Below are 14,303 nucleotides of genomic sequence, written 5' to 3'. Positions count from 1 at the left end.
ATGCAGCGACGTACGATTGGCAGTGAGGCGTGGTGTGGACAAGTTCGAAGTCAAATTGGATCAGGCAGCTCGGGCAGCCTGGTTGTCCTATGTTGGTGGTTGTACACAGGATGATATTGCCGCACAGCTGGGGGTATCCCGCCCGGGGGTCCAACGTCTGCTTGCCCTGGCGCGCCAGGAAGGGCTGATCAAGGTCCATATCGATCACCCCATTGCCCATTGCACGGCGCTTTCCCAAGCGATCCGCACGCGCTTCGGGCTCGATTATTGTGATGTGGTACCGGCAGCCACCGGTGCTGCCGATACCACACCGTACCTGGCCGTCGCAGGAGCCGAGCGCCTCTCGAAGTTCATCGAACGTAGCGAACCTCAGACGCTATCCCTGGGTACCGGGCGGTCCATCAGAGCGACTGCCGAGGCTCTCAGTCGCATCGATCGTCCTCAGCACCGTTTCGTTTCCCTGGTGGGGAACGTTGCCCGCGATGGTTCAGCCAACCGTTATGACGGTGTCATGGTGGCAGCGGACAAGACGGGTGGCGAGCGTTTTCTGTTGCCTACTCCAGTCGTGGCCACCTCGGTGGAGGAAAAGGAATCATTGCTGTCTCAGCCTCTGTTTCGCGCCATTGGTAATGTGGCGACACAGGCTGCAGCGGCCTTTATTGGCGTCGGGCGTATCGATCCCCAAGCGACGCTGTTTCAGGATCACTTCATCAGCGCAGATGAGCTGAAAGAGTTGTTGGCGCTTGATGCGGTGGGCGAATTGCTGGGGTGGCCCATGAATGCCAATGGCGAAGTCATTGACTGCTCCATCACCCGACGAGTGACCAGTCTACCGTTACCCATGTTCCACGATCTGCCTGTGGTTGCCCTGGCTGGCGGGCGTGAAAAGGGGCCAGGCATTCTCGCGGCCTTGCGTGGAGGCTGGCTCAATGGCTTGATCACCGATGAGCATGCCGCACGCTTTGTGGTCGATCATCTATAGTTGCTTTGTTCAGATATCCTCGTTCTGTTCAGATATCGTCGTTCCGTTCAGATGCCATAACCCCTGGCGTTTCCAGGGCTGCTCCTAAAGTCTAAGTGTATTGGCTTTGCGTTTTTTGGCGCCTTGTCCGATCATTTGATCATTCGCTGATGTGTTTGATCAGTTGTGGATGTTTAACTCATGATGGATGTTTGAACAATTATTGATGCTTGAACAACGGTTGGCGCCTGGGTTGCTACTCTTTTGTCAACTTCACGGCTGTCAACTTCGCAGCTGTCAGCTTCACAACAACAATCTCGCTTGACGACCATACGATCAGGAGCGCGCCATGAACCATTCCCTGCCAAGCCTTACCCATCTCGCAGGAAAACCTTTCTGGCGGAGGCCAGCGACATCGCAGGTATTTTTGGCAGGGATTGCCTCACTAGGTGCGATGGCGGCCCAAGCCGAAACCATCACGGTTGCGACGGTCAACAACAATGACATGATCATCATGCAGGGGCTGACCCAGGAGTTCGAAAAGGCGCACCCTGATATCACACTGGATTGGGTGGTGCTGGAAGAGAATGTACTGCGCCAGCGTATGACCACGGATATCGCAACCCAGGGTGGCCAGTTCGATGTGATGACCATCGGTACCTATGAAGTGCCGATCTGGGGCGAACGTGGCTGGCTGGAGCCGCTGGAGAACCTCCCGGAAGAGTATCAGGTTGACGATCTGATCAAGCCGGTACGAGATGGCCTGAGCCACGAAGACACGCTCTATGCCTTACCGTTCTATGCTGAAAGTTCGATGATGTATTACCGCAAGGATCTGTTCGAGCAAGCCGGTATCGAGGTACCCGAACAACCGACCTGGGAGCAGGTGCGTGGCTGGGCCGAGCAGCTCAACGACCCGGATAATGACATGGCGGGTATTTGCCTGCGTGGCAAACCCGGCTGGGGCGAGAACATGGCCTTCCTGTCCACGTTGGTGAATACCTATGGTGGTCGCTGGTTCGACATGGACTGGAATCCGGAGATCAACAGCGAAGCCTGGAAGGAGGCTATCTCCTTCTATGTCGACCTGATGCAGAACTATGGCCCCCCCGGCGCCACTTCCAACGGCTTCAACGAGAACCTTGCGCTGTTTTCTCGTGGCAACTGCGCCATATGGGTCGATGCCACCTCTGCTGCAGGGCGTTTGTATGATGCGAATGCGTCAGAGGTCGCCGAGCAGCTGGGTTTCGCACCTGCTCCGGTAGCCGAAACGCCCAAGGGATCCCACTGGTTGTGGTCCTGGTCGCTTGCCATTCCTGCCTCTTCCGAGCACAAGGAAGCTGCCCAGACCTTCATTACCTGGGCTACCTCTCAGGATTACGTGAAGCTGGTCGGTGAGACCAAGGGCTGGACCAGCGTGCCACCTGGCACTCGGGAAAGCACTTACGAGAACCCTGCGTATCAGGAGGCTGCGCCTTTTGCCAGTTTCGTGCTGGATGCCATCCGCAACGCGGATCCCAATGATTCCACCTTGGAACCGAACCCTTATGTCGGGGTGCAGTTCGTCGCTATTCCCGAGTTCCAGGCGATCGGCACTCAGGTAGGACAGATGATCGCCGCGGCGCTGGCCGGAGACATGCCCGTGGAGCAAGCTCTGGATCAAGTCCAGGGGGCGACTGAACGCAACATGAAGCGGGCTGGCTATATCAAGTAGTCCAGACTGCTGAGCGGCAGGCGGTGCTATTTCGCCCGCCGCCATACCCCACTTCCCTGTGAGTGACTTCCCATGATCAAGACACGAGCTTCCGGCCGCACTGTCGGAGGGTTGCGTACTCTCTCGCTTCAGGCGCCTGCGGTCACCTTACTGTTTCTGTGGATGATAGTGCCGCTGGCGATGACGCTGTGGTTCTCGTTGCAGCGCTACAACCTGCTGATGCCTGGCATGGGCGGTTTCGCCGGGCTGGAAAACTATGAATTCCTGCTCACCGATCCAGCGTTGTGGTCGGCCATGGGCACGACGCTGCTGCTGGTAGGCTGGGTACTGGCCATCACCGTGGTCGGAGGGACCCTGCTGGCGGTACTGTTCCAGCAGGAATTCATGGGCAGGGGCATTGCCCGAGTGCTGGCGATATCTCCCTTCTTCGTCATGCCGACGGTCAGTGCCCTGGTGTGGAAGAACATGATGATGCATCCCTCCAACGGGGTGCTGGCCTGGCTGTCCAAGAGCCTCGGGTTGCCGGTGATCGACTGGTTCTCCAGCCTGCCGCTGACGTCGGTGATCATCATCGTCGCCTGGCAATGGCTGCCTTTTGCCCTGTTGATCCTGCTGACCGCCATGCAGTCTCTGGATGATGATCAGGTCGAGGCAGCGCGCATGGATGGTGCGGGACCTCTGGCGATCTTCTTCTATATCACTCTGCCGCATCTCAAGCGGGCCATCAGTGTGGTGATCATGATCGAGATGATCTTCCTGCTGACCATCTTCGCCGAGATATTCGTCACCACCTCGGGCGGCCCGGGCCTGGCCACCACCAACCTGGCCTATCTCATCTACATTCGTGCGCTGCTCGACTTCGACGTGGGCACCGCTTCTGCCGGCGGGGTGATCGCCATCATCCTGGCCAATATCGTCGCCATCTTCCTGGTCCGCATGGTGGCCAAGAACTTGGAAAATTGAGGGTGATATCAATGAATACGACGACAACTGCCAAGACCGCCGTCGCTCCTGCCCACGTCAGTATCGGTGATGTGGCTCGCGCTCAGCGCTGGCGCAAGGTGGGGATGGCTCTGCTGGGCTGGGCAGTGGCGCTGCTGATCTTCTTTCCGATCTTCTGGATGATCATCACCGGCTTCAAGACCGAGACGGATGCGGTGGCGGATCCGACGCTGATCTTCAGCCCGACGCTGGAAAGTTATGCCGCCGTTCAGGGGCGTGCGGACTACCTCAAGTTCGCGCTCAACAGCGTCGCGGTGTCCTTTGGCTCCACGTTGCTGGCACTGTTGATTGCCATTCCATCGGCCTATGCCATGGCATTCCTGCCGACCAAGCGTACCAAGGGCACGTTGCTGTGGATGCTTTCCACCAAGATGCTGCCTTCGGTGGGTGTCCTGGTACCGATTTACCTGATCTTCCGTGATGTAGGCCTGCTTGATACGCGTACGGGGCTGATCATTGTCTATACCCTGATGAACCTGCCGATCGTGGTATGGATGCTTTATACCTTCTTCAAGGATTTGCCCAAGGACATCCTCGAGGCAGGACGAATGGATGGTGCCGGCACCCTGCAGGAGGTGTGGTACCTGCTCTTGCCACTGACGCTGCCCGGCATTGCCTCCACCGGCCTGCTGTCGGTGATCCTCAGTTGGAACGAGGCGTTCTGGAGCCTCAATCTCACTACTTCCAATGCGGCCCCGCTGACCGCCTACATCGCTTCCTTCTCAAGTCCCGAGGGCTTGTTCTGGGCCAAGCTGTCTGCTGCGTCGACCATGGCCATTGCGCCGATTCTGATCTTCGGCTGGCTGACCCAGAAACAGATGGTGCGTGGTCTGACCTTCGGTGCTGTGAAATAAGGGGACGAACAAGATGGCAACTCTCACTCTCAACAATGTGGTCAAGAACTTTGGCGACACCCAGGTCATCAAGGGTGTCGACCTGGAGGTCAAGGACCAGGAATTCGTGGTGTTCGTCGGCCCTTCTGGCTGTGGCAAGTCGACCCTGCTGCGCATGATAGCCGGCCTGGAAAGTACTAGCTCCGGAGACCTGCTGATCGATGGTCAGCGCATCAATGAGCTGGGGCCGGCTGAACGTGGTTTGGCCATGGTATTTCAGAGCTACGCCCTCTATCCGCATATGACGGTGGAGGACAACATGGGCTTCAGCCTCAAGCTGGCCGGTGTATCGAAGGAAGAGCGCCGCTCGAAGGTGCTGGAAGCCGCCAGGATCCTTCAGCTCGAACCATTGCTCGAACGCAAACCCAAGGCCCTGTCCGGTGGTCAGCGTCAGCGTGTGGCCATTGGTCGTGCGATCGTGCGCAATCCCAGCATTTTCCTGTTCGATGAGCCACTATCCAACCTGGATGCTGCGCTGCGTGTACAGATGCGCATAGAGCTGGCGCGACTGCATGAAGAGCTCAAGGCCACCATGATCTATGTCACCCACGACCAGATCGAAGCCATGACCATGGCGGACAAGATCGTGGTCCTGCAGGGCGGTGTCGTCGAGCAGGTAGGGTCGCCCATGGAACTCTATCACCATCCCCGCAATCGTTTTGTTGCCGGTTTCATCGGCTCGCCGAAGATGAACTTCCTGCCCGCGGTCGCCGAAGGCGTTGGTGCCGCCGGGGTCGAGGTTCGCCTGCCGGGCGGAGGGAACGTATGCGTGCCAGCCAATGGCGAAGGCATTGCCCGCGATGCCGCCATGGAACTGGGCATCCGTCCGGAACACCTTGAGCTGGACGAGCAGGGGGCGCTCAGTGGCCGAATCAGCGTCATTGAACGCCTGGGCGGCCAGACGTCGCTGTATGTAGAGACCGAGGGTCAGCTGGTCACCCTGATGGTGGATGGCGATGTGGCCCATCGTGTTGGCGATGATATTCGATTCGGCTTCGCAGCCTCGCGCGCTCACCTGTTCGACGCCGATGGCCTGGCCCTGGAAAGCCTTGAACGTCATCCCCTGGCATCGCTGACGCGCCAGGACAATCGTGCTGAGTCAAAGGCCTGAATGATGCGCCAACCTCGAAGGCCTGGACATTGGAACTGGATCGAATCCATCTACAAGAAGGAACGCCCATGCAGACCTTGATCTTTGACTGTGATGGCGTACTGGTCGATAGCGAGGTGATCGCCGAAGCGACTCTGATCGAACGCCTCAGTGAGTGGTTGCCAGATGTTGATGTGGAACAGGCCCTGGCCCAGGCGCTTGGCCAGACGACCGAGGCCATTCTGCTGGGGCTCGAGGCGCTTAGCGCCCATGCATTGCCCCAGGCGGCGTTGGCACTGCTCGATGATGAAATTGAAGCGCGCTTGGCCCAGGAGCTCGATGCCATCGAGGGTGCCGCGGCAGCGATAACGGTTGTGGATCTGCCCAAGGCGGTAGTTTCCAACAGCCGTCGTTGCCGAGTGGTGGCATCCCTGTCCAAGACCGGGCTGGATCGCGTCTTGCAGGGCGCGCCGATTTTCTGCGCGGAACAGGTCGAGCGTCCCAAGCCCGATCCGGCGGTCTATCAGCTGGCGGCAGAGACGCTTGGTGTCATGCCGGGAAACTGCTTGGTCGTCGAGGACTCGGTATCCGGAGCCCGAGCCGCGCGGGCTGCAGGCATGACGGTGATCGGCTTTATCGGTGCCAGCCATGTACCGGCAGGACAGGCCGACAGGCTGAGCGAGCTCGGGGTATGGCGAGTCATGCAGCGCATGGCGGAGCTACCCGGGCTGGTGGAGGACTGGCGCAGTGAACAACGGCTCAAGGCTTGATGCGACCTTGTAATCCTTTGAATGAAGCCTTTGCCAACAGGAGCAAACAGCATGACAGCTAGGCTGGACAATCAGGTGGCGGTGATTACAGGAGGTGCGAGAGGTATCGGCCTGGCCATTGCCGAGCGTTATCTTCAGGAGGGCGCCCGGGTCGTGGTGGCAGATATCGATACTGCCGCCATAGAAGAAGCCATCATGCATCTGGATGGTGGAGATCGGGTGCTGGGGGTGCGACTGGATGTCTGTGACCGGGCTTCCATCGATGCCATGGTGACAGAGGTGACAGCGAAGTTCGGTGGCATCGATGTGCTGGTCAATAATGCGGCTGTCTTTGATATGGCCCCTGTGCTGGACGTCGAGGAAAGCAGCTTCGACCGTCAGTTCGCCGTCAACGTCAAAGGCCTGTTCTTTACCTTGCAGGCGGTGGCCAAGTCCATGGTCGAACAGAAACGCGCAGGACGCATCATCAATATGGCGTCCCAGGCAGGGCGGCGAGGAGAGGCTCTAGTCAGTACCTACTGTGCGACCAAGGCAGCAGTGATCAGCCTGACGCAATCTGCAGGGCTTGATCTGGTCAAGCACGGTATTCGCGTCAACGGCATTGCTCCCGGGGTGGTGGATACTCCCATGTGGGAGGAGGTTGATGCCCTGTTTGCCAAGTACGAGCAGCGCCCCCTGGGCGAGAAGAAGCGTCTGGTCGGTGAGGCAGTCCCCATGGGACGCATGGGGCGCCCTGAGGATCATGCCGGTGCGGCCGTGTTTCTGGCCAGTGGCGACAGCGATTATGTGGTCGCGCAGACGCTCAATGTCGATGGCGGCAACTGGATGAGCTGAAAACGGAGAGTCCTTGCATGAATCTTTCCATCGACAGTGTCGCTGAACGGCTGATTGCAGCGGCTGAAGGGCGCAAGCGTTATATCGTTGCCCTGGCAGGGCCTCCCGGTGCCGGAAAGTCCTATCGCTCAGCCTGGCTGGAACGCGCCATCAATGAACGCAGGCCCGGAGTGGCGGCGGTGGTGCCGATGGATGGTTACCACTACGACAATGCTGTCCTTGAGCCCATGGGGCTACTGCCCGTCAAGGGAGCGCCGGAGACCTTTGATGCAGCGGGCTTGTGCCACGATCTGGCTCGGCTCAGGCCGGCGGACTGTGATGTGGCTGTGCCGGTATTCGACCGGCCCCTGGACCTGGCGCGTGCCGGGGGGCGTGTGATCACCCCTTGTCAGCGAATTCTCATCGTCGAAGGCAATTACCTGTTGCTGGAAGAAGGTCCTTGGCCTGCGTTGCGGGATTATTTCGATTTCAGCCTGTTTCTCCATGTCGATGACGAAGTGCTTGAGCAGCGCCTGATCCAGCGCTGGCTGGGCATGGGCCAGGATCAGGCAGGAGCCATCGCCAAGACACGCGACAAGGACATGCTCAATGCCCGGCTGATCAAGGCTTGCTCGGCAGCTGCCGATCTGGTCTGGGACTGATAACGCTTCAATATATCGGGAGACTTTGCCATGACTCGACTCAGCCAAGCGACGCTGGGCCAGCTTGACGTGCGTGTGGCTCGCCCAGGCTATGATCGTGACCATATTACGCCGGGCATCGTGCATATTGGTGTCGGTGGGTTTCATCGCGCTCACCAGGCCATGTATGTGGATACCCTGATGGAACAAGGCCTGGCCCGGGACTGGGGCATTATCGGCGTAGGCGTGATGCCTGGAGATAGCCGCATGCGTGATGCCCTGAGTCGCCAGGACTATCTCTATACCCTCGTGGTCAAGCACCCGGATGGCAGCTACGAGCCTCGGGTAATGGGCGCCATGCTTGACTATCTGTTTGCCCCGGATGACCCGGAAGCCGTCATTGAGGCCATGGCGGCCCCTGACATTCGCATCGTCTCACTCACCGTGACGGAAGGCGGGTACAACTTTCATCCCGTCACGGGAGAATTCGACCTGGATAACGCTGATGTTCAGCACGACTTGCGTCATCCGGAGTCTTCTCGCACCAGCTTTGGTCTGGTGGTTGAAGCGTTGCGTCGTCGTCGCGAACGAGAGATCGCGCCTTTTACCGTGATGTCCTGTGACAATATCCAAGGCAACGGAGAGGTGGCTGGTGCGATGTTCGGCGCCTTTGCCCAGGCGAGGGATCCAGAGCTGGCGCAGTGGATCAAGTATCATGTGCCTTTCCCCAATTCCATGGTCGACCGCATCACTCCGGTCACGACGCCCAACGACATCGCCGAGCTCCAGCAACGTTTCAACATCGAGGATGCCTGGCCTGTGGTGTGCGAACCCTTCAGCCAATGGGTACTGGAGGATAACTTCGTTTCAGGCCGCCCGGAGCTTGATAAGGTGGGTGTGCAGGTCGTGACGGATGTCATGCCCTATGAGCTGATGAAATTACGCTTGCTCAATGCCAGTCATCAGGCCTTGTGCTATTTCGGGTATCTGGCTGGATATCGTTATGCTCATGAGGTCTGCCAGGATGCATTGTTCGTCGATTTCCTGTTGGGCTATATGAGAGAGGAAGGCAGTCCAACCCTGGAGCCGGTGCCAGGCGTCGATCTGGAGCAGTATTGCCTGACCTTGATCGAGCGTTTTGCCAACCCGGAAATCAAGGATACCCTGGCACGTCTTTGTGCCGAGAGTTCTGATCGTATCCCCAAATGGCTGGTGCCCGTCATACGTCATCAACTGGAGCATGGCGGTGACATCAGGCGCTCTGCCGCGGTAGTGGCCAGTTGGGCGCGTTATGCTGAAGGTGTCGATGAGGCTGGAGAACCCATCGAAGTGGTTGATCGGCTGAAGGATTCGCTGATGACCATTGCTGGCGAAAATCGTCGCAGGCCGACGGCCTTTATCGAAAACCGCGAGCTGTTCGGAGACCTTGTGGACGACCCACGTTTCGTCTCTGCCTATCTCGATACATTGGAATCCCTGCATGCAAGGGGGGTTCGAGCTACCCTTGAATCATTTGTCTGACGGAAACTCTTCGAGAGGGCGATAAGCGCATGTACGTGGGAGTGGATTGCGGAACCCAAAGCACCAAGGTGGTGGTGGTGGATGTGGATGCCGGTCGTTTGCTGGGGGAGAGCAGTCGGCCTCACCAGCTTGTCGAAGGAGACAATGGGCGCCGGGAACAACGTCCTGAAGAATGGATAAGGGCTTTTCTCGGCGCGTTTCATGAGGCGCTGCAACGTGCCGGTGTGAAAGCGGGGGACATCCGTGGCATCGGTGTGTCGGGCCAACAGCATGGCATGGTAGCCCTGGATGCCAATGACCAGCCGCTATACCCCGCCAAGCTATGGTGCGACACCGAAACGCATGTACAGAATGAGGCGCTAAAGGAAGCTCTGGGCGGAGAAGCCGGCTGTCTGGACAAGCTTGGTCTGGTGCTGCAGACCGGTTATACCGCTTCCAAGGTGGCATGGTTACGTCAACACCAGGCAGATGCCTATGCCCGTATCAATAGCCTGTTGTTGCCCCACGATTATCTCAACCTCTGGCTGACCGGCGAGAAGGTGGCCGAAGCCGGTGATGCTTCGGGCACGGGATACTTCGATACCCGAAAACGTGGCTGGCATCATCAGGTCTTTTCCATGATCGCGCCGGAGCTTGATCCGGACCGGGTGTTGCCCCGCCTGATCGATTCTCGACAAGCGGCAGGACATGTTCGTCCCGAGCTGGCACGGGAGCTTGGCCTGCGTGATGGAGTCGTGGTGTCCAGTGGCGGTGGCGACAACATGCTCGGAGCCATTGGCACCGGTAATATCGCGCCGGGCATGGTGACCATGAGCCTGGGCACTTCCGGAACGGTGTGCGCTCATTCCTCAGCCTCTGTCGAGGCAGATGCGCAGGTAGCCAACTTCTGTGCCAGTCACACCGGCTGGTTGCCACTGATCTGTACGATGAATGTCACCTCGGCGACGACCAAGGTACGAGAACTGTTCGGGCTTGATATCGTCGCCTTCAATGCCGCGATAGAAGCGTCGCGCATTGGTGCTGGTGGCGTCACGGTATTACCCTTCTTCAATGGTGAGCGGGTACCGACATTGCCGGAGGCCTCTGCTTCGTTCCACGGCCTGACCAGCGTCAACACAACCCCGGAGAACCTGTGCCGCGCGGTGGTCGAGGGGGCGACCTTTGGCCTGCGCTATGGCCTGGAGCTGCTTGGCCCCTTGGCCTCTCAGGTCAGTCAGATTCGCCTTATCGGAGGAGGGGCCAAAAGCGCTGCCTGGCGCCAGATCGTTGCCGATGTCACGCAATCCCAGGTGGTGTGTCCCACGGTGACGGATGCGGCGGCGCTTGGTGCTGCCATTCAAGCGGCATGGTGCGCGGGTGTCGGTGAGCTTGATGCCCTGTGCGAGCAGCTGGTTCATCTGGATGGTGCGGCTCAAGTGGATCCTGACTCTCGCAACGGCGAAGCCTACGAGGAAGCCTTCAAGGGTTATCTTGACACCCAGAACCGACTGTATGGTGTTGTGTGAAAATTAAGAAAGATGGTCGCCTCGGTGAGTGAGTCTGTAATGAGGAGAGTGTTTTCGGAAACGTCTTACATGTTCTTTATCTCTGGATGATTGTGACAAGACCGTCTCCACGCCCAACATGAGAAAGTTGAAAAATGCTTTCGGGCAAGGAGATGGGGATGAGACTCTTTCGGTGGCTCGGCTGCCGCAACGGCGGCAGTCGGCACGATACACATCAGGCGCCCTGGCAAAGAGTGGATGGCGTCAAGCAGCACCTTGCCGGAAAACAAATGTTTTCTGATTACACCAAAACAGAGTTTCTCGATCTGCTGTGGGAGATTTTTGCTCTTCCGGTCCGCAAGGACATGTCGATCGCCGAGTTGGGCGTCTATATGGATCAACTGGTATCACATGTAGAGCAGGTCAGCCGCTACCCTTACGTCAGAGATCTCATCTTTTATCCATCATCCGACAAGGAAGATTCTCCAGAAGGGGCTCTGGAGGCAATCAATCAGTGGAGAAAGGCACAGGGTCTGTCGGGGTTCAGGCACGACGCGACTATCGAACGCGGAATCTTCCCATTCAGTGGCGGCAGGTTGAGTCGACATAAAAGGTGGTGGAGAAAGGCATGCCCCGCGGTTGATGACGCGACATGATCGAATGCATCCCCATGCAGATGGCCCATGTACAAGATGCCTGTCCATGGCATAGACATGTTTCTCTCCTGATGAATCTCTTGACGAATGATGTATACAACATTGAGGGTGTTATATCCTGAGCCTCTGACAACAACATTCGTGCCTGCGAGGTTCTTCCATGTCATTGCTCGCTTCTGGCTCATCAGCCGATATTGACATACTGGCCTGGAGCGCATCGGCGCTGTCCAGGGCAATTCACTCCCGGGAGGTTTCCTGTCGCGAAGTGATGGCGGCCTATCTGGGGCATGTCGACAGAGTCAATCCCAGGGTCAATGCCATCATTTCCAGGGTCAGCGATGACATGCTGCTGGCTCAGGCCGAAGCCTGTGATCGTGAGCTGTCCCAGGGCCATTCGCGGGGCTGGCTGCATGGCATCCCTCAGGCGATCAAGGACCTGTCTCCCACTCGTGATATTCCTACTTCGATGGGATCTCCGTTGTTCGCCGGCCAGACCCCTGCCGATGATGGCTTGATGGCCAAGCGCATGCGTGATGCGGGGGCCATTTTCATTGGCAAGACCAACACTCCCGAATTTGGCCTTGGCTCCCAGACCTACAACAGTGTCTTTGGTGCCACCGGCAATGCCTATGATCATGACCTGTGTGCGGGTGGTTCGAGTGGCGGTGCGGCAGTAGCGCTGGCCATGCGCATGCTGCCGGTAGCCGATGGCAGTGACATGATGGGCTCACTGCGTAATCCGGCTGCCTACAACAATGTGTACGGGCTGCGCCCATCCTTCGGGCGAGTTCCCTATGGTCCCGTTTTCGATGTCTTTGGCCATCAATTGGCCACCGAAGGCCCAATGGCTCGAAGCGTGGCGGATCTGGCCCAGTTGCTGGCCATTCAGGCCGGCGCTGATCCCAGCCAGCCATTGTCATTGCAGGATGATCCTGCGGTTTTTGCAAGATTTGCCCAGGAGCCCGGTGATACCAGGGCTGCGAAAGACATGCGCATCGGCTGGATTGGCGACTGGAATGGATATCTGCCGATGGAGAACGGTGTGCTTGATGTGTGCAAGGGCGCGCTGGATATCTTCTCGCGCATGGGCGCTGAGGTGGAGCCCTTGATTCCGGACTTTTCCCCACAACGACTGTGGCAGAGCTGGCTGGTCCTGCGGCAGTGGGCGGTGGCCGGCAAGCTGGTGGCGGCCTGGTCGAATCCAGACAGTCGTCAGGCCCTCAAGCCCGAGGCGCAGTGGGAGATCGAGCAGGGTATGCAGCGCTCTGCACTGGAAGTGCACGAGGCCAACGTGTCCCGCAGCGCCTGGTATGCGTCCCTGCTCAAGCTCTTCGAACGTTTCGATGTGCTGGCGCTACCCAGTGCCCAGACCTTTGCCTTTGACGTGCATACACCTTGGCCGAAGGAAGTGGGTGGGCGTTCCATGGATACCTATCATCGCTGGATGGAAGTGGTCATACCGGGATCATTGTCGGGTTGCTCGGTAATCAGCATCCCGGCAGGGTTCAATCAACAGGGCAAGGCCATGGGCCTGCAGTTGATTGCTCCGCCCCGCCAGGAGCTTGAGCTGCTGCGTTATGCGGCAGCCTTTGAGGCTGCTGGGCCGGAGTGGCTGAGTCGAGAGCCGGACTGGCGTTGATCGTTCATTCCTTCCAGATACTGGCTACGATGCGATAACTCTCCAGGCGGTCCTCGATATCGTAGGTATCCGTGTTGAGCATCAGCTCATCGGCACCGGTACGCTCAAGGAAGCGCTCCAGCTCTTGGCGCACGGTGTCGGGTCCTCCGATGATGGAGGCCCCAAGAAACCCTTCCACTTGATGGCGCTCCATTGGGGTCCAGTCCAGTTCCTTGGTCGGGGGTTGAGCGCGCTGGCGCTTGCCTCGAATCATGCCTAGAAACTTCTGGCGTGCCGTGCTGGCGAGGAAATTGGCTTGTTCATCGCTCTGCGCGGCAATGACAGGTAGTCCGACCATGGCATGGGGTTTCTCCAGCACATCAGAAGGACGGAACTGGGTGCGATAGAGGTGCAGGGCTTCGTCGAGCTGGGCCGGCGCAAATTGGGCAGCAAAGGCGAAGGGCAGGCCTTCCCGTGCGGCCAATTGAGCACTGTACAGGCTTGAGCCAAGTAGCCAGAGAGGCACCTTGGTGCCCTGACCGGGAACCGCGCGTACGTGTTGGCCTGGCTGCTCGTCGCCGAGGAATTTCTGCAGCTCAGCCAGGCGCTGGGGGAAGTCTTCGACACCAGCGTAAGTGTCCCTGCGCAGGGCTGCCATGGTGGCTCCGTCGGCACCAGGTGCTCGGCCTAGCCCCAGGTCGATGCGTCCGGGGTAGAGGGTTTCAAGGGTACCGAACTGTTCCGCGATCACCAATGGAGGATGATTGGGCAACATGATCCCACCACTGCCGACGCGCAGCTGTGACGTGTGCCCGGCGATATGGCCGATCAACACCGAGGTGGCGGCACTGGCGATACCTTCCAGGCTGTGGTGCTCGGCTAGCCAGAAACGGGTAAAGCCCAATGATTCGACGAACTGGGCCAGGTGAACACTGTCCTGGAAGCTTTCGGCAATGGTACCTCCATCCCGAATAGGCGCCAGGTCAAGTACGGATAGTGGGGTGCTGCTGAGTAGAGACATAGTGTGGACCGCCAAAAGTCAGGGGTTTGCACGTTGTGATGGCAAGGAGGAGGAGATTTTTGTGCTGTATTGGTAGTAGAGTAGCGAATCCGGCTGCCAACGATGCCTTGTTCGGTATG

13 protein-coding genes are annotated in these 14,303 nt (G+C 58.5%); 12 read left to right on the top strand and 1 reads right to left on the bottom strand.

Annotated elements, in window-relative coordinates:
* The first annotated feature begins 34 nt into the window (after positions 1-34).
* The 12 genes from Q1K07_RS12570 (at position 35) to Q1K07_RS12515 (ending at position 13,184) form a co-directional block, all read left to right on the top strand.
* Positions 35-982 carry a sugar-binding transcriptional regulator gene (locus tag Q1K07_RS12570; RefSeq protein ID WP_149286424.1) on the top strand — a complete coding sequence of 316 codons (948 nt, stop codon included), beginning with the start codon at positions 35-37 and terminating at the stop codon, positions 980-982.
* 433 nt (positions 983-1,415) lie between these two features.
* The gene (locus Q1K07_RS12565) at positions 1,416-2,675 is read left to right on the top strand and encodes a sugar ABC transporter substrate-binding protein (protein WP_300311393.1); all 1,260 of its coding nucleotides are present in this window, start codon (positions 1,416-1,418) and stop codon (positions 2,673-2,675) included.
* A gap of 72 nt (positions 2,676-2,747) precedes the next feature.
* Complete coding sequence (locus Q1K07_RS12560) at positions 2,748-3,638, top strand: carbohydrate ABC transporter permease (RefSeq protein WP_300311294.1); 891 nt, start codon at positions 2,748-2,750, stop codon at positions 3,636-3,638.
* A gap of 104 nt (positions 3,639-3,742) precedes the next feature.
* A complete protein-coding gene (locus Q1K07_RS12555; protein WP_300311391.1) occupies positions 3,743-4,531 on the top strand; it encodes a carbohydrate ABC transporter permease in 789 nt (262 codons plus the stop codon).
* 13 nt (positions 4,532-4,544) lie between these two features.
* Positions 4,545-5,681, top strand: coding sequence for a sn-glycerol-3-phosphate ABC transporter ATP-binding protein UgpC (ugpC, locus tag Q1K07_RS12550; protein WP_300311293.1), 1,137 nt, complete (start codon positions 4,545-4,547; stop codon positions 5,679-5,681).
* A gap of 68 nt (positions 5,682-5,749) precedes the next feature.
* Positions 5,750-6,430 (top strand): HAD-IA family hydrolase, encoded by a 681-nt coding sequence (locus Q1K07_RS12545; RefSeq protein ID WP_300311292.1) that lies wholly within the window; start codon positions 5,750-5,752, stop codon positions 6,428-6,430.
* A gap of 51 nt (positions 6,431-6,481) precedes the next feature.
* Positions 6,482-7,264, top strand: a complete 783-nt coding sequence (locus tag Q1K07_RS12540) for an L-iditol 2-dehydrogenase (RefSeq protein WP_300311291.1) — start codon at positions 6,482-6,484, stop codon at positions 7,262-7,264.
* A 17-nt stretch (positions 7,265-7,281) separates the two neighbouring features.
* On the top strand, positions 7,282-7,905 hold the full coding sequence (locus Q1K07_RS12535) for a nucleoside triphosphate hydrolase (RefSeq protein ID WP_300311290.1): 624 nt from the start codon (positions 7,282-7,284) through the stop codon (positions 7,903-7,905).
* A gap of 30 nt (positions 7,906-7,935) precedes the next feature.
* Positions 7,936-9,405 (top strand): mannitol dehydrogenase family protein, encoded by a 1,470-nt coding sequence (locus Q1K07_RS12530; RefSeq protein WP_300311289.1) that lies wholly within the window; start codon positions 7,936-7,938, stop codon positions 9,403-9,405.
* A gap of 29 nt (positions 9,406-9,434) precedes the next feature.
* Positions 9,435-10,910 carry a xylulokinase gene (xylB, locus tag Q1K07_RS12525; protein ID WP_300311288.1) on the top strand — a complete coding sequence of 492 codons (1,476 nt, stop codon included), beginning with the start codon at positions 9,435-9,437 and terminating at the stop codon, positions 10,908-10,910.
* A 158-nt stretch (positions 10,911-11,068) separates the two neighbouring features.
* Positions 11,069-11,545: a bacteriocin immunity protein gene (locus tag Q1K07_RS12520; protein ID WP_300311287.1), complete on the top strand. Its 477-nt coding sequence runs from the start codon at positions 11,069-11,071 to the stop codon at positions 11,543-11,545.
* A 160-nt stretch (positions 11,546-11,705) separates the two neighbouring features.
* Positions 11,706-13,184: an amidase gene (locus Q1K07_RS12515; RefSeq protein WP_300311286.1), complete on the top strand. Its 1,479-nt coding sequence runs from the start codon at positions 11,706-11,708 to the stop codon at positions 13,182-13,184.
* 4 nt (positions 13,185-13,188) lie between these two features.
* Here Q1K07_RS12515 and Q1K07_RS12510 read toward each other — a convergent pair whose 3' ends face one another.
* A complete protein-coding gene (locus Q1K07_RS12510) occupies positions 13,189-14,184 on the bottom strand; it encodes an LLM class flavin-dependent oxidoreductase (protein ID WP_300311285.1) in 996 nt (331 codons plus the stop codon).
* Positions 14,185-14,303: the final 119 nt, after the last annotated feature.

The organism is Halomonas sp. (assembly GCF_029263665.1).
GTDB lineage: Bacteria > Pseudomonadota > Gammaproteobacteria > Pseudomonadales > Halomonadaceae > Halomonas.
This window is presented reverse-complemented; position numbering and strand designations above follow the sequence as displayed.

Bases quoted from the DNA above. Each gene is read 5' to 3' on its own strand.
- Q1K07_RS12565 (WP_300311393.1), top strand. From the start codon at position 1,416: ATGGCGGCCCAAGCCGAAACCATCACGGTTGCGACGGTCAACAACAAT.
- Q1K07_RS12560 (WP_300311294.1), top strand. From the start codon at position 2,748: ATGATCAAGACACGAGCTTCCGGCCGCACTGTCGGAGGGTTGCGTACT.
- Q1K07_RS12555 (WP_300311391.1), top strand. From the start codon at position 3,743: ATGGCTCTGCTGGGCTGGGCAGTGGCGCTGCTGATCTTCTTTCCGATC.
- ugpC (WP_300311293.1), top strand. From the start codon at position 4,545: ATGGCAACTCTCACTCTCAACAATGTGGTCAAGAACTTTGGCGACACC.
- Q1K07_RS12545 (WP_300311292.1), top strand. From the start codon at position 5,750: ATGCAGACCTTGATCTTTGACTGTGATGGCGTACTGGTCGATAGCGAG.
- Q1K07_RS12540 (WP_300311291.1), top strand. From the start codon at position 6,482: ATGACAGCTAGGCTGGACAATCAGGTGGCGGTGATTACAGGAGGTGCG.
- Q1K07_RS12535 (WP_300311290.1), top strand. From the start codon at position 7,282: ATGAATCTTTCCATCGACAGTGTCGCTGAACGGCTGATTGCAGCGGCT.
- Q1K07_RS12530 (WP_300311289.1), top strand. From the start codon at position 7,936: ATGACTCGACTCAGCCAAGCGACGCTGGGCCAGCTTGACGTGCGTGTG.
- xylB (WP_300311288.1), top strand. From the start codon at position 9,435: ATGTACGTGGGAGTGGATTGCGGAACCCAAAGCACCAAGGTGGTGGTG.
- Q1K07_RS12520 (WP_300311287.1), top strand. From the start codon at position 11,069: ATGAGACTCTTTCGGTGGCTCGGCTGCCGCAACGGCGGCAGTCGGCAC.
- Q1K07_RS12515 (WP_300311286.1), top strand. From the start codon at position 11,706: ATGTCATTGCTCGCTTCTGGCTCATCAGCCGATATTGACATACTGGCC.
- Q1K07_RS12510 (WP_300311285.1), bottom strand. From the start codon at position 14,184: ATGTCTCTACTCAGCAGCACCCCACTATCCGTACTTGACCTGGCGCCT.